General features: G+C 64.5%; 14 protein-coding genes. 12 read left to right on the top strand and 2 right to left on the bottom strand.

Features of this window, described 5'->3' with window-relative positions; genetic code table 11:
• Positions 1 to 3 precede the first annotated feature (3 nt).
• From OVY48_RS20365 to OVY48_RS20350, 4 genes are read left to right on the top strand one after another with little or no spacing between them, the layout of a single operon-like run.
• Positions 4 to 642 (top strand): DUF2238 domain-containing protein, encoded by a 639-nt coding sequence (locus OVY48_RS20365; protein WP_313924230.1) that lies wholly within the window; start codon positions 4 to 6, stop codon positions 640 to 642.
• Between the two features lie 39 nt (positions 643 to 681).
• Complete coding sequence (locus OVY48_RS20360; RefSeq protein ID WP_037476525.1) at positions 682 to 1443, top strand: alpha/beta fold hydrolase; 762 nt, start codon at positions 682 to 684, stop codon at positions 1441 to 1443.
• Positions 1444 to 1496: 53 nt separating this feature from the next.
• The gene (locus OVY48_RS20355) at positions 1497 to 3374 is read left to right on the top strand and encodes a M2 family metallopeptidase (RefSeq protein WP_313924229.1); all 1878 of its coding nucleotides are present in this window, start codon (positions 1497 to 1499) and stop codon (positions 3372 to 3374) included.
• A 32-nt stretch (positions 3375 to 3406) separates the two neighbouring features.
• Positions 3407 to 4558: a GGDEF domain-containing protein gene (locus OVY48_RS20350; RefSeq protein WP_313924228.1), complete on the top strand. Its 1152-nt coding sequence runs from the start codon at positions 3407 to 3409 to the stop codon at positions 4556 to 4558.
• A gap of 15 nt (positions 4559 to 4573) precedes the next feature.
• Here the strand turns inward: OVY48_RS20350 and OVY48_RS20345 are convergent, their stop codons facing one another.
• Together OVY48_RS20345 and OVY48_RS20340 are read right to left on the bottom strand one after the other, a co-directional pair.
• Positions 4574 to 6028 (bottom strand): AMP nucleosidase, encoded by a 1455-nt coding sequence (locus OVY48_RS20345; RefSeq protein ID WP_096062066.1) that lies wholly within the window; start codon positions 6026 to 6028, stop codon positions 4574 to 4576.
• Positions 6029 to 6115: 87 nt separating this feature from the next.
• The gene (locus tag OVY48_RS20340; RefSeq protein WP_313924227.1) at positions 6116 to 6598 is read right to left on the bottom strand and encodes a peroxiredoxin; all 483 of its coding nucleotides are present in this window, start codon (positions 6596 to 6598) and stop codon (positions 6116 to 6118) included.
• A 120-nt stretch (positions 6599 to 6718) separates the two neighbouring features.
• Between OVY48_RS20340 and OVY48_RS20335 the strand changes: the two genes are divergently transcribed.
• From OVY48_RS20335 to addA, 8 genes are all read left to right on the top strand, one after another.
• Positions 6719 to 7279: a YqgE/AlgH family protein gene (locus OVY48_RS20335; protein ID WP_313924861.1), complete on the top strand. Its 561-nt coding sequence runs from the start codon at positions 6719 to 6721 to the stop codon at positions 7277 to 7279.
• Between the two features lie 140 nt (positions 7280 to 7419).
• Entirely contained in the window at positions 7420 to 8838 is a 1419-nt protein-coding gene (ahcY, locus tag OVY48_RS20330; RefSeq protein ID WP_310223926.1) for an adenosylhomocysteinase, read from the top strand.
• Positions 8839 to 9004: 166 nt separating this feature from the next.
• The gene (locus OVY48_RS20325) at positions 9005 to 11350 is read left to right on the top strand and encodes a sensor histidine kinase (RefSeq protein ID WP_313924860.1); all 2346 of its coding nucleotides are present in this window, start codon (positions 9005 to 9007) and stop codon (positions 11348 to 11350) included.
• Positions 11343 to 11801 (top strand): tRNA (adenosine(37)-N6)-threonylcarbamoyltransferase complex ATPase subunit type 1 TsaE, encoded by a 459-nt coding sequence (gene tsaE, locus OVY48_RS20320; RefSeq protein ID WP_313924226.1) that lies wholly within the window; start codon positions 11343 to 11345, stop codon positions 11799 to 11801. The genes OVY48_RS20325 and tsaE overlap by 8 nt, the downstream gene beginning before the upstream one ends.
• Positions 11798 to 12784 (top strand): phosphotransferase, encoded by a 987-nt coding sequence (locus OVY48_RS20315; protein ID WP_313924859.1) that lies wholly within the window; start codon positions 11798 to 11800, stop codon positions 12782 to 12784. Before tsaE ends, OVY48_RS20315 begins: the two co-directional genes overlap by 4 nt.
• Positions 12781 to 13491 (top strand): nucleotidyltransferase family protein, encoded by a 711-nt coding sequence (locus tag OVY48_RS20310; RefSeq protein WP_313924225.1) that lies wholly within the window; start codon positions 12781 to 12783, stop codon positions 13489 to 13491. Before OVY48_RS20315 ends, OVY48_RS20310 begins: the two co-directional genes overlap by 4 nt.
• Entirely contained in the window at positions 13484 to 16456 is a 2973-nt protein-coding gene (gene addB, locus OVY48_RS20305) for a double-strand break repair protein AddB (protein ID WP_313924224.1), read from the top strand. Before OVY48_RS20310 ends, addB begins: the two co-directional genes overlap by 8 nt.
• Positions 16437 to 19874, top strand: coding sequence for a double-strand break repair helicase AddA (gene addA / locus OVY48_RS20300; RefSeq protein WP_313924223.1), 3438 nt, complete (start codon positions 16437 to 16439; stop codon positions 19872 to 19874). The genes addB and addA overlap by 20 nt, the downstream gene beginning before the upstream one ends.
• Positions 19875 to 19898: the final 24 nt, after the last annotated feature.

Below are 19898 nucleotides of genomic sequence, written 5' to 3'. Positions count from 1 at the left end.
TCGATGATTGCCGGCGCTGCCGCTGCCTGGAAAGCCGTTCCAGTCGCGCAGCGCCGGATGATTATCGCTCTGGCCCTGGCGGTTTGCCTGGCCAACATTGCGCAACCCTATCCCGACCTTGCACCGCTCCAGCATGGGCCGACGGTTGCGCTGCTTTTTGCCGCGCCTTGGCTGTTACGGCGCTGGCCGCTGTCTACCGCGGCGATTGGCTGCATCGCCGCCTTCTTCTTGCTCCATACGCTGGGTGCGCGCTGGATTTATTCCTATGTGCCTTATGACGACTGGGCACGAGCGGTTGTCGGACATGACATCTCCTCCCTCTTCGGAACGACCCGCAACGGATATGACCGGCTGGTTCATTTCGCCTTCGGGGCGTTGCTGACCCTGCCGATGGTGGAGGTCGCCGGTAAATTCAGTGGCTTGCGCAGCGGATGGAGTCTTGCTTTCGCCTTTGCCGCCATCGGACTGGGCAGCGCGCTCTACGAGATTTTCGAGTGGCTGCTGACGCTCATCGCGGCGGGCGAGACGGCAGATTATTATAATGGCCAGCAAGGCGACGTGTGGGATGCGCAGAAGGATATGGCGGCCGCACAAGTCGGCAGCGCCCTCGCTTTGATCGCGCTCTTGCGCCGCCGTGACTGACGCCATATCGGCAAACCGCCCCAGCCAAAGGACCATGCCATGACCGACCTCCCCATCGAACGCCATGATGTAAAGGGTTTCGACGGCCTGCCGATCGCGGTTCATGTCGTGGGCGAAGGACGGGATCTGGTGTTGATCCACGGCTATTTCTCCAATGCCTACACCAATTGGATTCGCTATGGCCATGCCGCCAAGCTGGTGGCGGCTGGTTTCCGCCTCATCATGCCGGACCTGCGCGGGCATGGCGAAAGCGGCAAGCCGCATGATCCCGCCGCCTATCCGGCCGATGCGCTGACCGATGACGGTCTGGCGCTGATCGAACAGATGGGGCTGACCGATTATGATCTGGGCGGTTATTCGCTGGGTGCGCGGACCACGGTGCGGATGCTCGCGCGCGGTGCGACGCCGCGTCGGGTGATCCTGGCGGGGATGGGACTGCGCGGTCTGGTGCAATCGCTCGACAATGGCGGCTATTATCAGAATGTGCTGACCAACCTCGGCACGTTCGAACGCGGCACGTCGCAATGGATGACCGAAGCCTTCCTCAAGACGACCAAGGGCGATCCGGTCGCGCTGCTCCATATCCTCAACACATTCGTCGATACGCCGGAGACCACTATCGCCGGGATCATGCAACCGACCAAGGTCATTTGCGGGGCAGACGACCAGGATAATGGCGTGGCGCAGGAACTGGCCGATATTCTGCCCTATGGCAGCTATGCCGAGATTCCCGGCAACCATATGAATGCCGTCACCCGTAAGGAGATGGGACAGACGATGGTCGATTTTCTCACCGCTTGACGGGATCGCACCGTCAGGCCACTTTCCCCTCATACGCCTATGAGGGGACTCCCATGAAAATCGCCGTCTCGATCGCCGCGCTTGCGGCCGCTCTTTTGATATCGCCCGCCATGGCGCAGCAGGCTCCCGCGCCCACGGAGGCCGAGGCCGACGCCTTCCTCGCCAAGGTGGAAAAGGCGATGTTCGACCATTCGCTCATTTCCAGCCGGGCCGCCTGGATCAATTCCACCTATATCAGCGACGACAGTGACGCCGTCGCCGCCTATTTCGGTGCGATCGGCACCACCATGACGGTCGATTACGCGCTGGAAGCGGCCAAATATGCGACCGCACCTGGCCTGTCGGTGGAAACCAAGCGGCGGCTCGACCTGCTGCGCACCGCACTCACTTTGCCTGCCCCGACGACGCCTGGCGCGGCCCAACAGTTGAACGACCTCTCGACCCGGCTTCAATCCACCTATGGCAAAGGCAAGGGCACGCTGAACGGTCAGCCGATCAACGGCAGCGACATCGAAGAAAAAATGGGTTCCAGCCGCAATCCGCAGGAACTCAAGGAAATGTGGCTGAGCTGGCATGATAATGTCGGCGCGCCGATGCGCGGCGATTATGCCAAGTTGGTCGATATCGCCAATGCCGGGGCCAAGGAATTGGGCTTTGCCGACACCGGCGCGATGTGGCGGTCGAAATATGACATGCCTGCCGACGATTTCGCCAAGCTGACCGACAAGATCTGGGCGGAGGTGAAGCCGCTCTATGACGAATTGCATTGCTACACCCGCACCAAGCTGAACGAGACATATGGTGCGGAGGTTCAGCCCGCGACCGGGCCGATCCGTGCCGACCTGCTCGGCAATATGTGGGCGCAGGAATGGGGCAATATCTATGATGTGGTGGCGCCTGCAGGCGCTGGCGATCTGGGCTTCGATGTCGGTGACTTGCTCAAGGCGAAGGGCTTTGTCGAAACCCGGCCCGATCAGGTGGACGGCCCCGACACCCCGGAAAAGCAGCGGCGCGGCTATTGGGAAAAGCAGATGTTCAAGATCGGCGAGGGCTTCTATTCCTCGCTTGGGCTGGAGCCGCTGCCTGCGACCTTCTGGGACCGCACCCAGTTCATCAAGCCGCTCGACCGCGAAGTCGTGTGCCATGCGTCGGCTTGGGATCTGGACAATAAAGACGATCTGCGCGTCAAAATGTGTACCAAGATCAACAGCGACGATTTCGTGACCATCCATCACGAACTCGGCCATAATTATTATCAGCGCGCCTATAACAAGAATCCCTATCTCTATCTGGACGGGGCCAATGATGGCTTCCATGAAGCGATCGGCGATTTCGTCGCATTGTCGATCACGCCCGATTATCTGGTGAAGATCGGCCTTCTTGATGCCGCCAAGGTGCCCGGCGCGGACAAGGATCTGGGGCTGCTGCTGCGGCAGGCGATGGACAAGGTCGCGTTCCTGCCCTTTGGCCTGCTGATCGACAAATGGCGCTGGGGTGTGTTCGACGGGTCGATCCCGCAGGACCAGATGCAGAAGGGATGGACCGACCTGCGGTTACAATATCAAGGCATCATCCCGCCTGCGCCGCGCGATGAGACGAAGTTCGATGCGGGTGGCAAATATCATATCCCCGGCAACACGCCCTATACGCGTTATTTCCTCGCCCGGATCCTGCAATTCCAATTCTACGAAGCAGCGTGCAAGCAAGCGGGCTGGAAAGGGCCGCTGCATCGCTGTTCCTTCTATGGCAACAAAGATGTCGGGGCGAAACTCAACGCCATGCTGGAAATGGGGGCGTCCAAACCCTGGCCCGACGCACTGCAGACCTTTACTGGTACACGCACCATTTCCGGCAAGTCCATGACCGCCTATTTTGCGCCATTGCAAAAATGGCTGATCCAACAGAATGAAGGCAAGTCTTGCGGCTGGTAAAAGCAGCGTAAACTTCTTAGGGGCTGGTCTTCATGGACCCGGTTATCATCATCATTGCTTTGCTCATTTTCACCAGTGTCATCATGGCACTGGCGATGGGGGTGGCGTGGTTGCACTTTGGGCGGCAACGTCATGTGCGCAGTTGGGCGCTATCCTATGTGGCGGCAACGGGACAGTGGCTGGCCAACGCGGGTGGCGCCGCGCTGGGCAGCGGCGGTCTGATGGCCCTGACGTCCTGCCTGATCGTGGTGAGCGCATCCTTGATGCTCGTGGGTGTCCGGCAACGATCGGGGAAGCCGGTCCCATGGCTCGCGCTGATCCTCTGTGGTGCCGTCGTGGCCGCAGGTGGCAGCTATGTGGCGTTGATCGGGGACCGCTCGCTCCAAGGCATTGTCGTGCCATCTTATGTCGGCCTATTGATGCTGTGTTCGGCGATCGCGCTCTGGCCCCGCAACCGGCGTTTCAGCGCGCCGGAGATGGCCTTTTTCAGCATGAGCCTCATCCTCGCGCTGTTTGAAGCCGGGCTGGTTGCCAGTGCTGCAACGGATTTGGGTCGGGCGCCCGGTGAGGGAATGGCCCTGTATCGCGCTTTGCTTGGGCTGGGGCTTCCATCCATCTATGTCGGGCTGGGCGTCGCCGCCGTCATGGTGGTGGCGGGCGACCTTGCCCATCAATTGCGCAGGCAGATGCGCCATGACCCGCTGACCAATGTGTTGAACCGGCGCGGGCTGGACGAATCCGCAAGCCGCGCCATCGCGCATGCACACCGGCACCAGCGGCCTCTGGCGTTGGTGGTTTGCGACCTGGACGGGTTCAAGGCGTTGAACGATGGCCATGGGCATATCGCCGGAGACGCAGCATTGTGCGGTTTCGCCCAGTTGCTGACCAATGCGGTGCGTCGCGGGGATATCGTGGCGCGTCTGGGTGGTGACGAATTTGGCCTGCTGCTGGTGGAGACCGATGCGGCGGCGGCGGCCGACGTCATGGAGCGTGTGCGGGCAGAGATTGGCTGCCTTGTCGTTCCAAACGCGCCCGAAGCGGCGCTGCGAGCCAGTTTCGGGGTAGCCGAGTTGCTCGCGTCCGACCAAAGCCTGGAGGATATGGTCGCGCGTGCCGATACGGCGCTGTATGATGCCAAGAAGGAAGGCAAGAACCGCGTCGCCATCTGGCGCGCGGCTGCCTGATTCTTGGTCCCCTGATCAGCGAAACGGCGGCTCGTTGAATGCGCGCAGCTTGCGGCTGTGCAGCTTCGCACCCTCCTTGCGCAGCAATTCGCAGGTCATCAGCCCGACGCGCAAATGGCCTGCAATCGCTTCCTCATAGAAGCGGTTGGCCTGCCCCGGCAACTTGAGTTCGCCGTGGATCGGCTTGTCGGAAACGCAGAGCAAAGTGCCGTAGGGGACGCGGAAACGATAGCCTTGCGCCGCGATCGTCGCCGATTCCATGTCGATCCCTACCGCCCGCGAGAGGCTGAAACGCAGCGCCGAGCTTGAATAGCGCAATTCCCAATTGCGATCGTCGGTGGTGACGACGGTGCCGGTGCGCAGACGACGGCGGAAATCCTCCTTGTCGCCGCCACCCAGCACAGCCTCGGCAGCGCTGGCCATGGCCACTTGCACTTCAGCGATGGCCGGAACCGGGATTTCCGGCGGCAGCATGGCGTCGAGCACCTTATCGTCGCGCAGATAGGCGTGGGCCAGCACATAGTCGCCGATCCGCTGGCTGGGGCGCAGGCCACCGCAATGGCCGATCATCAGCCAGGCTTCGGGGCGCACTACCGCGAGATGATCGCAGATCGTCTTGGCATTGGCCGGGCCGACACCGATATTGACGAGGGTGATGCCGCTGCGATCCGGCGCGATCAGGTGATAGGCGGGCATCTGGTGCCTGCGCCAGGCGCTGTCGGCGATCATCCGCGCAGGATCGGCGGTTTCGGAAGTGACATAGACGCCGCCAGCGCCCGACAGGGCGGTGAAGCGGCTGCCTTCGCGCTTTAGCTCCGCGCAGGCCCAGGCCACGAATTCATCGACATAGCGATGATAGTTGGTGAACAGGATATAGCGCTGCACATCCTCTGCGGGCGTGCCGGTATAATGTTTGAGCCGCGCCAGCGAGAAATCGGTGCGCAGCCCGTCGAACAGCGCCAAGGGTCGGTCGCCATCAGCATTGGGTATGAACAGCCCATCGGCGATCTCGTCGCCAATCTCGGCCAGTTCGGTCGCCGGAAAATGCCGCGCCAATTCGGTCGGCGGCGTGCCGTCGAGCGCGCTGATGTCCAGCCCGTCCAGCACATAGGGGAAGGGGATTTGCTGGGTGCTGAGGCCCGTCTCCACTTCGACGCCATAGTCGCGGACCAGCAGGTCGATCTGTTCGGCCAAATAGTCGGCGAACATCGCGGGACGGGTGATGGTGGTCACATAGCGGCCGGGCTTCGACAGGCGCGCAAACGATCGGCCGGGCGGCGGCATGTCGCTTTCACCATGATAGATGATCCGCAATTCGGGATAGCAGAAAAGCCGTTCGCTGCGCGCGGTGGCCGCGGGCACGCTGCCGTCGCGGGCATAGGCGCGCATGGCCTCACGCAAATTTTCGATGGATGTCTGATAGATGTGGTCGAGTTGCGCGACCGTCGCCTTGCCGATGCTCTGTGTCATCGCCTCCTGTTACCGCTTTTGCGTGACGGAAGGAAGACGCTTGCTGCAACAAAGGCGCGCTGGTTGTTCAGCGCGCCTTCGCAACGATCAGAGTTGGCCGAGCATATGGTCGGCCGACGAAACCTTATAGTCGCCCGGTTCCTCGACATTCAGCTCGGTGACGACACCGTCCTTTACGATCATCGAAAAACGCTGGCCGCGCGTGCCGAGGCCGAACTTGCTGCCGTCCATCGTCAGGCCCACCGCCTTGGCGAAATCGCCATTGCCATCGGCCAGCATCGTTACCTTGTCATCGGCACCGGCAGACTTGCCCCACGCACCCATGACGAACACATCGTTGACGGCGGTGCAGGCGATTTCATCCACGCCCTTGGCCTTGAGCGCATCGGCCTTTTCAACGAAACCAGGCAAATGCTTGGCCGAACAGGTCGGGGTGAAGGCACCCGGCACCGAGAAGATGGCGACGGTGCGGCCCGCAAAATACTCGTCCGAAGCCACGGCTTCGGGGCCGTTTTGCGTCATCTTGGTGAAGGTCGTGCTGGGCAGGCGTTCGCCTGTGGCAATGGTCATGGTCATATCTCCTGGCCTTGTGTCGGGCGGGAGGTCGGGCTTGGCGGTCCGGCTGTCAAGGGGAGGGGCGTTATGCAAGCCGTCCTTGGCAATGCTGTGCGTGCGGCTATAGTCAAACCTATGGACCAGTCGCGCTTCTATGGTGGGCATTTCCTGCTCGCGCTTCCCGGCATGGACGACATGCGCTTCGATCATTCGGTGATCGCGCTGTGCGTGCATGACGAACATGGCGCGTTGGGGATCGCCGTGGGCGAGGAAATGGAGGAGGTGCGGCTGCGCGACCTTCTCGAAAGTTTCGATATCGACGGCAGTGGCGTGCCGGACATGCCCGTGCTGCGTGGCGGCCCGGTCGAGCCGCGGCGGGGCTTCGTGCTGCATTCGCTCGACTGGGCGGGGCAGGATATGGTGCAGGTCGATGACCGCTGGGGCCTGTCGGGTTCGCTCGACATTTTGAAGGCGATCGGCGAGGGGAGAGGGCCAAGTCGCTATCTCGTGGCGCTGGGCTATGCCGGATGGGGCGCAGGGCAGTTGGAACAAGAGATGACCGGCGAGAACTGGTTCCTGGCACCAGGCGACAAGGATCTGCTGTTCGAAACGCCTGCGCGCCGCAAATGGTCGGCCATCTTCGCGGCGATGGGCATCGATTCGTCGCATCTGGTCAGCGGAGCCGGGTCCGCCTGAGCGCCATAGGCGATAGGCACATAAAGACATCTTTATATTACATTGCCATCAGGCCCGCCGCTTGGTAAAGCCCGGCCCATCGTCGCCGCCCGGCTCACGTCAGCGGTGCCAGCCTTTATTTGACTGACGGAGATATGCTCGTGGCCACCGTACCCGCCGCCAAGGCGCAGGATTATGTGATTGCCGATATCGGCCTCGCTGCCTTTGGCCGCAAGGAAATGGATATTGCCGAAACCGAAATGCCGGGCTTGATGGCGCTGCGCGAGGAATTCGGCGCGTCGCAGCCGCTCAAGGGCGCGCGTATTACCGGATCGCTGCACATGACGATCCAGACCGCCGTGCTGATCGAAACGCTGACCGCGCTGGGCGCGGAAGTGCGCTGGGCGACCTGCAACATCTATTCGACGCAGGACCATGCTGCCGCCGCGATCGCCGCGTCGGGCGTGCCCGTGTTCGCCATCAAGGGCGAAACGCTGCAGGAATATTGGGACTATGTCGAGCGCATCTTCGACTGGCACAATCATGAGTCCGGCGTCTGCAACATGATCCTGGACGATGGCGGCGACGCCACCATGTTCGCGCTGTGGGGCGCGCGGGTCGAGGCCGGTGAAGAATTGTTCACGCCGTCGAACGAAGAAGAGGAAATCTTCTGCGCGGTGCTCAAGCGCGTTTTGGCTGAGCGTCCGGGCTGGCTGACCAAGACCGTCGCCAGCATCAAGGGCGTGTCGGAAGAGACCACCACCGGCGTCCATCGCCTGTATGAACTGGCCAAGAAGGGCAAGCTGCCCTTCCCCGCGATCAACGTGAACGACAGCGTCACCAAGTCGAAGTTCGACAATCTCTATGGCTGCAAGGAATCGCTGGTTGACGCGATCCGTCGCGGCACTGACGTCATGCTGGCCGGCAAGGTCGCCTGCGTCGCGGGTTTCGGCGATGTCGGCAAGGGCTCGGCCGCTTCGCTCCGCAATGGCGGCGCGCGCGTTCTGGTGACCGAAGTCGATCCGATCTGCGCGTTGCAAGCGGCGATGGAAGGCTATGAAGTCGTGACGATGGAAGAAGCAGCGCCCCGCGCCGACATCTTCGTCACCGCGACCGGCAACGAAGCCGTCCTGACCGTCGACCATATGCGCGCTATGAAGAATATGGCGATCGTGTCCAACATCGGCCATTTCGACAGCGAGATCGAGATTGCCGGCCTCGCCAACATGAAGTGGACCGAGATCAAGCCGCAGGTCGACGAAGTCGAATTCCCCGATGGCAAGAAAATCATCGTCCTGTCGAAGGGCCGCCTCGTTAACCTGGGCAACGCCACCGGCCATCCGAGCTTCGTGATGTCGGCCAGCTTCACCAACCAGACGCTGGCGCAGATCGAGCTTTGGACCAAGAGCGAGCAGTACGGCAACGACGTCTATGTCCTGCCCAAGCATCTGGACGAAAAGGTCGCCGAACTGCATCTGGAAAAGCTGGGCGTGAAGCTCACCAAGCTAAGCCAGCGCCAGGCCGACTATATCGGCGTGCCGGTCGAAGGCCCCTACAAGCCCGACCACTACCGCTACTAATATGATGAAGGGGGAGGGCGATGCCTTCCCCCTTTTTTATCTCGTCTCTTCGTCCAACCTGCAATTCTTTGCATCCCCGCTTCCCGCTGCGCCCGACTTGCGATAGTCGGGGCGTAATTATGTACAGGGACAGGCAGGTTCGGCGAAAGGGAGAGACGGCGTCATGATGACGCTCAGCCCCCTTGCCGCCATCATATTGGGTGTCGTGCTGGCCTTATGGCTGGCCGCGGCCGTCTGGGCGCTTGCCAGCGGACAGCGGATGCGGCGCGAGGGCATGCAGGCGCAGGGCAAGTTCGACCGGCTTGCCACATTGCTGGCGTCCGCCCCCGCCGCACCGGTCATTATTCACCCTGACGGACGGATGGAAGCCGCCGATCGCCTCGCCAAATGGCTGGGCAAGCCGCGTGTGCCGAACTTCGCCTCCGAACTGACGGCTGCCGACGGCGGGCTGGAGCCTGAGGACGCAGCCGCACTGGCGGGTGAGATCGCGTCGGCGCAGCGTGCGGGCAAGAGCTTCGCGTTGCCGGTGCGCGGCGTGGGCTCCTCGCGGTTGCTGCTGATACGTGGTGCCCCCGCCGGACCGGAACTGGCGTCCAATGGCGGCGTCGTGCTTTGGATATTCGACGCGACCGACAGCCAGGCGGAAATCCGCTCGCTCCAGAGCAAGGTCGAACAATTGAGCGACGCGCTCGAAGCGCTGGCGGGCCTGGTCGAGGCTGCGCCCTTCCCAATGTGGCATCGGACCCCCGACTTGCGCCTCAGCCTCGTCAACAGCGCTTATGTCGCTGCCGTCGATGGCGGCAGTGCGCATGACGTCATCGCCCAGGGCATCGAATTGGTAGAACCGGTGGCTGGCCTTTCCGCGCAGGCCGCCGCGGCTGATGCCGTCGCGCAGGACGAGCCGATTGCGCGGATGGTGCCCGCCACGATCGATGGCGAACGACGCACGATGCGCGTGGTCGACGTGCCGCTCGGCGTCGCGGGCGTCGCGGGCTATGCGGTCGACCAGCATGAACTGGAACAGGCGCGGGTCGAGCATCGGCGGCTGGAAGCGGCGCAGCGCGACTTGCTTGATCGGCTGTCGGCCGGTGTCGCGCGCTTCGGGCCTGACCGGGCGCTGCGTTTCTGGAACCAGCCTTTCATCAGCCTGTTCGCTCTGCATCAGGAGCAACTGGCCGACTCGCCCCTGTTCGAGCGCGTATTGGACCAGATGCGTGACGCGCGGCGCATCCCGGAACATCGCGATTTCCCCGCATGGCGCGCGGAGCGGCGCGACTGGTTTCTGTCGCCTGATCCGCGCGAGGAAAATTGGCTGTTGCAGGACGGCACCCATTTGCGCGTCTATGCGCAGCCCTTGCCCGATGGTGGCCTGTTGCTGATCTTCGAGGATCGCACCGAGCAGGTGCAGTTGTCGAGCGCGCGCGACACGTTGCTGCGGGTGCGGACGGCGACCTTCGACAATCTGTTCGAATCGATCGGCGTATTTACATCCGACGGACGGTTGCAGATGTGGAACAGCCGGTTCCGCAGTATCTGGGGCGCGACCGAGGAAATGCTGGCCAAACATCCCCGCATCGACGACCTGATGCGCGATGTACAGGCGCGGCTCGCCAAGCCGCAACAGGCCAATCTGGTCCGCGAACTCGTCCGCGCCGCCACGATCGAGCGCAAGCAGCGCGCAGGCCATGTCGGTTTCGCTGATGGGCGCATCTTCGAATTTGCCGCCATTCCGCTGCCCGACGGTAATGCGCTCTTCACGATGCTCGACGTGACCGACAGTCGCCGGGTCGAACAGGTGCTGCGCGATCGCAATGAAGCGCTGGAGCAAGCGGACCAGGTCAAGACCGCCTTCGTCACCAATATGAGCTATGAACTGCGCACCCCGCTGACCACCATCGCTGGTTTTGCCGAGATGATGAGCGCGGGCTATGCGGGCGAACTCAGCCCATCGGCAAAGGATTATGTCGACGGCATTCTCCAGAGCACCGGCCGCCTGGCGATGCTGATCGACAATGTGCTGGACCTGACCCAGGGCGAGGCGGGCACCTTGCCGATCGAGCGTGCGCCGGTCGATCTGGCGGCCGTGACGCGGGAGAGCGCCGTGCGGCTGAGTGCCGACGCCAAGGCCAAGGGTATCGACCTCGCCGTTTCGCTGGAAAACAGCCTGGGCGTGGTGCAGGGCGACGCCCGGCGCATCGGCCAGGCGATCGACCATCTGCTCGACAATGCGCTGGCCCATTGCGGCAAGGGCGCGCGGGTACTGCTCCACGGTGACGGCGGGGCGGACAAGGCGCGGATTGTGATTTCCGACAATGGTCCCGGCATCCCGACGGCGCAACAGGATGCGATTTTCGATCCGACAGCGCGCGCGGGGCAAGCGCGGGCCGGGGGACGCGCAGGCATCGGCCTGCCGCTCGCCCGGCAACTGGCGCAGGCGCATGGCGGCACGTTGCAACTGGTGTCGGAGGCAGGGCAGGGGACGATGATCGTGATTGAATTGCCACGTGGCTGACCGCGCCATCCATCTGTCCGACGAAGCCGCGATGCTAGACCTTGGTCATCGCCTTGCCGAGCAAGCGCGTATTGGCGATGTGATTGCCCTCTATGGCGGGTTGGGCGCGGGCAAGACGACGCTTGCGCGCGGTATCCTCGAAGCGCTGGGGCTGGAAGGCGAGGCACCCAGTCCGAGTTTCGCGATCGTCCAGCCCTATGACGTGCCCGAAGTCCGCCTGCCGGTCGCTCATGTCGATCTCTACCGGCTGGACGATGCGCGCGAGGCCGACGAACTGGCGTTGGGCGATTATCTCATGGACAGCCTGTTGATCATCGAATGGCCCGACCGGCTGGGCGATACGCTGTGGCCGCATGCGCTGCGATTGACCATCGCGTTCGACCCGGATGGCGGACGGCGCTTGACAGCGGACGTGCCGGACGCTTGGACGGAGCGATGGTCACAGCTATGATCCCGCCCGCCGCCGCGCCCGCTTTCCTCGCCCGCGCGGGGTGGGGCGACGCGGCCATCGTTCCGCTCGCAGGCGACGCCTCCTTCCGCCGCTATTTCCGGGTCATCGACCACAGCCGCCGCGCGGTGTTGATGGATGCGCCCCCGCCGCATGAAGATCCCCGCCCGTTCATCGCCATTGCCGAACATCTGCTGACCGACGGCTTTGCCGCGCCGTGCATATTGGCGCGCGACCTGGACGAAGGGCTGGTGCTGATCGAGGATTTTGGCGACCTGCGCGTCAAGGAGCATCTGGATGCCCGGCCCGATGAGGAAATGGCCGTCTATGCCCGTGCGATCGACCTGCTCGCCGATCTGCACCGCCTGCCTGCAGCGCCCGTGCCTGCCTATGACCGCGCCGTCTATCAGCGCGAGGTCGGATTGCTGACGGAATGCTATTGCCCGGCGATCGGCCTCGCGGTCGATCAGGACGCATATGTCGCAGCCTGGGACGCGGTGCTGCCGCTGGTCGAGCAATCGGCCAGCCCGACCGTCACGGTGCTGCGCGACTATCATGCCGAAAATATCATGCTGATCGACCGGGCGGCGTCGCATGGCCTGGGCCTGCTCGATTTTCAGGACGCGCTCGCCGGGCATCCCGCTTATGATCTCGTCTCGTTGCTGCAGGATGCGCGGCGCGATGTGCCGCCTGCAGTCGAGGCCGCGATGCTGGCGCATTACAAAGCCGTGGCGACCCCGCCCTCCGATTTCGATGCGGCCTATGCGGTGCTCGGCGCGCAGCGCAATGCCAAGATCATCGGCATCTTCACCCGCTTGTGGCAGCGGGACGGCAAGCCGCGTTACCTCTCCTATCTGCCGCGCATGTGGGGGCTGCTGGAACGCGACCTCGCGCATCCCGCGCTGGCCCCGGTGGCGGACTGGTTCGCCGCCAACATTCCCGCCGACCAGCGCCATGAGGCGCTCACGGAGTTTGCGGCGGCATGATCGATACGGCGATGTTGATGGCGGCGGGGCTTGGCAAACGGATGCGCCCACTGACGGCCACCCGACCCAAGCCGCTGGTCAAGGTGGCGGGCCAGCCGTTGATGGATCATGCGCTCGACCGGCTGGAAGCGGGCGGCATCCGCAAGGTCGTGGTGAACGTCCATTATCTCGCCGACACGGTCGAGGCGCATCTGCGCGCGCGCAAAAGCGGGGCGGAGTTTCTGATCTCGGACGAACGCGCCAAATTGCTGGAGACGGGCGGTGGCCTGGTCCACGCCAAGCCGCTGTTGGGCGACAAGCCCTTCGTCTGCGCCAATAGCGACAATCTGTGGATCGACGGGCCGCAGGATACGCTGGCGCTGATGCAGCGCCATTGGGATGCCGACCGGATGGATGCCCTGCTGCTGCTGGTGCCGCTGGCGCGGGCCAACTGCCATAGCGGGCCGGGCGATTTCCACATGGACGCCAATGGGCGGCTGACCCGACGCAAAAGCGCGCATGTCGCGCCCTTCGTCTTTACCGGCGTACAGATCCTATCTCCGTCGCTGCTGGTCGATCCGCCTGCCGACGTCTTTTCCACCAACATCTTCTGGTCCCGCGCGATCGCGGCCGGGCGGCTCTATGGCGTGTCGCACCAGGGCCTCTGGTTCGACGTCGGCACGCCGCAGGCCATTCCCGTGGTCGAAGCCATGCTCGCCCATGGGTGATCGCGGACAGCCAGCACTCTTCACGATCCCGGCGCATCGCGCCTTCGCCGACGCGCTGGTCGCAGGCATCATGGCGCGGCAGGGGCGCGATCCGCTGGCGCTGTCGCGGGGGATGATCCTGTTGCCCAGCAATCGCGGCGTGCGGGCGGTAGCCGACGCTTTCGTGCGCGCGTCAGGCGGTGGATTGCTGCTGCCCCGGCTCATTCCGATCGGCGACCCGGACATAGGGGAGCAGGTCGGCGGCGCGCTCGATCCGCTGGGCGAGGATGATCCCATCGCGCCCGCAATCGCGCCGATGCAGCGGCAGATGATCCTGGCCCGACTGGTGCAGCAGGCGCAGCCCGGTATCGATGCCGGACAGGCGCTGAAACTGGGGCAGGCGCTGGGACAGGTGCTAGACCAGATGCAGGTCGAACGGCTGACCCCCGACGCGCTGCGCAAGCTCAGCCTTTCAGACGAATTGTCAGGTCATTGGCAGAAGTCATTGACCCTGTTCGAAATCATTATCGCGCGTTGGCCGGCCGAGCTGGCGCGGCTTGGCTGCATCGATCTGGTCGATCGGCGCAATCGCCTGTTCGATCGGCTGGCCAAACGCTGGGCCAATGCGCCACCTACTGGCTTCGTCGTGGCGGCAGGTATTTCGACCACGGCCCCTGCCGTGGCCGGACTGTTGCGCCGTATCGGCGAGATGCCGGGCGGCATGGTGGTGTTCGCTGGGCTGGACCAGCATATGGACGATGCCGCCTGGCAGGCGATCGGCCCGTTCGATCCTGACCCAGTGACGGGCCGCGCGCCTGCGGGACATGAGAGCCACCCCCAATATGCGCTCAAGCGCCTGCTTCACGCCATGAGCGCGACGCGCGACGATGTGGCGCAATGGCGCTGGGGCAGCGAGCATGATGCGCGCGCGGTGCGCGGGCGCAACATCTCCAACGCGATGCTGCCGCCAAAGCTCACCAGCGGCTGGCGTGACCTCAAGACCGCCGACCGCTCGCTTGCCGGGGTCGAGGCGCTGGATGTCGCGACACCGGGGGAGGAGGCGCAAGCCATCGCCATCGCCCTGCGCGAGGCATTGGAGACGCCGGGCCGCACTGCCGCTCTGGTCACGCCCGACCGGCAGTTGGCGACGCGCGTGTCCGCGCATCTGCGCCGCTGGGGGATAGAGGCGGACGATTCGGCAGGCCTGCCGCTTTCGCGCCTGCCGCCCGGCACGCTGCTGATCGCGATGGCGCAGGCGGTGGCGGAACGCTTTGCGCCGGTTGCACTGCTGACGCTGCTCAAACATCCGCTGGTGATGCGCGGGACGGGGCGGTTGGCCTGGCTGGAGGGCGTGCGCGGCCTTGACCTGCTGCTGCGTGGCCCGCGTCCGCAGGCCGGGCTGATCGGCATCGACCAATTATTGCGCCCGCGCGAGGATGAGGACCGGCAAGGTGCCTTGCGCGAACAGGTGCGCGACTGGTGGCCGCAGGCGCGCGCGCTGCTCGAACCGCTGGAGCGCGCCTTCCTCGCAACGCCTGACCTGTCGGGCCAGCTTGCCGCCATCCGCGAGCAGGCGGGCGCGCTGACTGGGGACGCGATCTGGGCCGGGCATCAGGGGCAGGCCGCCGCTGATCTGTTCGCCGAGATGGAAGCGGCCGCGCCCGAAGGCCCGCGCCAAGCCGATATGCGCGCGCTGCCGGTATTGCTCGACCATATGCTGGGCGGCGTGTCGGTGCGCCCACCCCAGGGCGGTCATCCGCGCATCGCGATACTGGGCCTGATCGAAGCGCGACTGCAGCAGGCCGATCTCATGGTGCTGGGTGGCCTCAACGAAGGCACCTGGCCCGGTCTGCCCGCGCCCGATCCTTGGCTCGCACCGCGCATCCGCCGTGAATTGGGCCTTCCGGGCCTCGAAACCCGGATTGGCCTTGCCGCGCATGATTTCGCCAGTGCTTTGGGCGCGCCCTATGTCCTCATCACCCGTGCGCGGCGCGGCGGGAGCGGCCCGGCGGTCGCTTCGCGCTTCTGGCTGCGGCTAAAGGCCATGTCTGGCCCGCAGTGGAAAAGCGCCGACCGCTATGCCGCCCTGGCGCAGGCGATCGACCGGCCCGATGGCCATCACCCGGCGACGCGGCCCGCGCCAGTGCCGCCTTTGTCCGTGCGGCCAAGGCTGATCCCGGTCACCGATGTCGATCGGCTCAAGGCCGACCCCTATGCTTTCTATGCCCGCCGTATCTTGCGCTTGGCCCGGCTTGACCCTGTCGATGCCGATGCGGGTCCGGCCTGGCGCGGGACGGCGGTGCATGAAATCCTCCAGCATTGGGCGGAGGCGGGCACGCTCGAACCCGCTGACCTTGAAGCGCGTGCGCAGGCGATGTTCGACCGACCCGAAGTCCATCCCTTGCTCAAAGCCCTGTGGCAACCGCGCCTGATGGAAGCGATCCGCTGGATCGCGGCGGAGGTCGCCAAGGACAAGGCGGCGGGGCGCACCATATTGGCGGTCGAGCGCGAAGGCCGGGCCGAAATCGCCGAGGTCATATTGATGGGGAAGGCCGACCGAATCGACCGCTTGCCCGACGGCACGCTGGGTGTCATCGACTATAAGACCGGCAAGCCGCCCAGCGCCAAGATGGTGAAGGCAGGCTATTCGCTGCAACTGGGTCTGCTGGGCGTCATCGCCGAAATGGGCGGTTTTGCGGGGCTGGGCAATCAACCCCGCGCGGCCGACTTCGAATATTGGTCGCTCGCCAAGAAGGGCGACAAGTTCGGCTATCGCGAAAGCCCGGTCGATCCGACAGGCAGCCGCGGCAAGATCGTCACGTCGAGCTTCACCGCCCATGCCCATGAGCAATTCAGCGGATTGGTCGAGGCCTATCTGCTTGGCAGCGCGCCCTTTACTGCGCAACTCAACCCGGAAGTCGCCGATTATGGCGATTATGACCAGCTGATGCGGCTGGAGGAATGGTATGGCCGCGACGATGGCTAAGGCGCGTCCGCTCCAGAAACTGCTCGGCAATCAGGCCCAGGCCGCCGCGCCCGACGCCCATGTCTGGCTATCCGCGTCAGCAGGCACGGGCAAGACCCATGTGCTGACGGCGCGCGTATTCCGCCTGCTGCTGCAAGGCGTGCGCCCGGAAAATATCCTGTGCCTGACCTTCACCAAGGCAGGTGCGGCGGAAATGGCCGACCGTATCCATGATCGGCTCGCCGCCTGGGTGCAGATGGATGACAAGGGGTTGTTCGCCGATCTTGAGGCTTTGGGTGAAGAATCCGGCCCCGATGCCCGCGAACGCGCCCGCCGCCTGTTTGCCGAAGTGCTGGAATCAACGGGTGGTGGCCTGCGCATCCAGACCATCCATGGCTTTTGCCAGCAATTGCTGACCGCCTTTCCGCTGGAGGCGGACCTGGTGCCGGGCTTCCGCCCACTCGACCAGCGCGAACAGAGCGCATTGGCGCGGCAGACCTTGGCCGACATGGCGGTGCGCGCGCAGGAGCAGGGCGACAACGCACTGATTGGCGCGCTGCAGGCGATCAGCCTGCGGCTGGGCGAGGGTGGTGCGGAACATTTCCTGCTGCGCTGCGCCGCGCGCGTCGATGCGCTGGCGGCACTGCCCGATCCGATCGCACCCTGGCTCGCGGGCCAGTTCGATCTGCCGGAAGGCGATATTGATCAATGGCTTGCTGACCAATGTTCGAATGATGTCTTCGACGTGCGGACCTTGTCTGCGCTGGTAGCCGCCAATGTCGCCTGGGGCAAGGGGCGGGGGCTGGAACGCTGTGACCGGATCGCTGCTTGGCGCGCCGCCGATCCCACCACGCGCGCGGCCACCTTGGCCGATCTGCACCGCGCTTGGGCGAAAACCGATGGCGATCTGATCGAGGCCAAGGGCTGGGTGCCGCCGGACGATGGCTATGGTGCCTTGTCCGTGCGGCTGCATACGCGCTGCGCGGAATTGCTGGCGACCAAGGCTCGCGCTGATTATGCCGCTTTGCTGGCGCAGGGGCTCCATGCCGGGCGCGCCTATGCCATGGCCTATGCCGAGGGCAAGCGGCTGGCAGGGGCCGTCGATTTCGAGGATCTGATCGCCCGCGCCGCGCGCCTGCTGGAGCAGGACGGTATCGCGGAATGGATCCGCTACAAGCTCGACCAGCGGATCGACCATATTTTGGTGGACGAGGCGCAGGACACCAATGCCGCGCAATGGCGCATCGTTCGCACATTGGCCGAAGAGTTTTTCGCAACCGAATGGGAAGCGGGCGAAAAAATCCGCACTATCTTTACGGTTGGCGATTTCAAACAGGCGATCTTCGGCTTTCAGGGGACCAGCCCCGCCAATTTTGCCGCCGCGCAAATCCTGTTCCAGCGCGATGCCGACCAGTCCGGCCACAGGCTCCACGACTTGTCGCTGGACCATAGTTTTCGCTCGACCCCGGCGGTGCTGGACGTGGTGGACCGCACCATCGCGACCCTCGACGCGGGACGGTTGGGTTTGGAACCGGGCGATGTGCGCCACATTAGCGCCAATCTCCACCCTGGCGAAGTGCAATTGTGGAAGCCGGTGATCGCCGGCCTGTCCGACGATGCCGAGGGCGAGGAAAATTGGGCTGCCGATCAGGAGCGCAAGCTGGCCGAGAATATCGCGCGCCAGATCAAGAGCTGGATCGATGACGGGCTAATGCTCGAAAGCCGGGGTCGCCCGGTTCGCGCGGGCGACATCATGATCCTGGTGCGTCGCCGCAATGAACTGGCGCGGCTGATCGTCGCGCGCCTCTATGAGGAAAAGGTCGCGGTTGCGGGCATCGACCGCCTGCGGCTCAATGCGCCGCTCGCTGTGCGAGACCTGCTCGCCGCGCTGCGCTTTGCGGTACAGCCGGAGGATGATCTGAACCTCGCCGCGCTGCTGGTGTCGCCCTTGATCGGCTGGACCCAGGATGACCTCATGACCCGGCTGATTGGGCGGCGCGGCGGATTGTGGCGGCACCTGACCCGCTCGCTGGACGATGGCCTGCTCCAGCCGTTGCGCGACCTGCTGGCGGTGGCGGATTTTTCGACCCCCTATCGCTATCTCGAAGCGATCCTGTCTGGGCCGATGGATGGCCGCCGCCGCCTGATCGACAGGCTGGGCACCGAAGCGGGGGACCCGATCGAGGAATTGTTGAACACCGCTCTGGGGTTCGAGCAGGACGATCACCCCTCGCTCCAGCGGTTCATCGACTGGTTTGACCGGGGCGAGGTGGACATCGTGCGCGATGCCGCCGCGCAGGGCGATAATCTGCGGCTGTTGACCGTGCATGGGGCCAAGGGCTTGCAGGCCCCCATCGTCATTCTCGCCGATGCCTGTCTTGATCCCGATGCAGGCAACCGGATGGATGGTCTGGAATGGAACGGCCTGCCGATCCTGCCCCCGCGCAAGCCCGAACGGCAAGGGCCGATCGGTGACCTCGCCGAAGAGGCGGCGCGGGTCGAGCGGCAGGAGCATTGGCGGTTGCTCTATGTCGCGCTGACACGAGCGGAGGAGCGGCTGGTTGTTGCCGGATCGCTGGGTCCGGCCGCCAAGGGGCTGGTGAAGCCAGAAAGCTGGTATGGCGCGGTAGAGGCAGCGATGGAATCGCTTGGCGCGCCGTGGGAAGACGATCCGATCTGGGGCCAGATGCGTCGCTGGCGGGGGACCGAGCATCTCCCGGCCGCCGAGGCCGATACGGAAGTGGCCGAGGCGCGCGATAGCGTGGGCGAGCTGTCATGGCTGCGCCAGCCCGCGCCGGTCGAAGCGCGCCCGCCGCGTCCGCTCGCACCATCGGCCGCGGTCGAGGATGACCAGCCCTATCCGCCGCCCACCTCGGCGATGCGTGCAGCCGCCGATCGGGGCCGCTGGCTCCATGCGCTGTTCGAACGGCTACCCGCCGTGCCGGTCGATCGCCGCCGGGATGCGGCTGACCGCTGGCTGGCTCAGCAAGGCGCGGATGACGCCGCGCTGCGCCAGGATGTGATCGACCAGGCGTTGCGCGTGATCGAAGCGCCCGATTTCGCCGGACTGTTCAGTCCCGATGCGCTGGCCGAAGCGCCGATCGCGGCGGTGGTGGGCGAAGCGGTGATTGCGGGCACGGTCGACCGGCTGTGCGTCGGCGCGGATCGTGTTCAGATCGTCGATTTCAAGACTGGGCGCGTCGCGCCGCTGACGCTGGCCGAAGTGCCGATGGCGCATGTCCGCCAGATGGCGGCCTATGTCGCGGCGCTGCAGGTCATCTTCCCAGACCGGACGATCGAGGCGGGCCTGCTCTACACCAGCGCCCCGCGTTTCATCACCCTGCCGTCCGCCCTGCTCGCGGCGCACAAGCCCGGCTTTGTGCCCGCGCAGGAGAATTTGCCGCTCCCGCCCGTTGAGCAAGGCGAGCAGGCGTCCTAGATAGCACGCAACGCAAGGAGAATA

The sequence above is a fragment of the Sphingobium sp. SA2 genome (genome assembly GCF_032227065.1).
Taxonomy (GTDB): Bacteria; Pseudomonadota; Alphaproteobacteria; order Sphingomonadales; family Sphingomonadaceae; genus Sphingobium.
The sequence above is the reverse complement of the archived record's forward strand: the minus strand, read 5'-3'. Positions and strand labels throughout refer to the sequence as shown.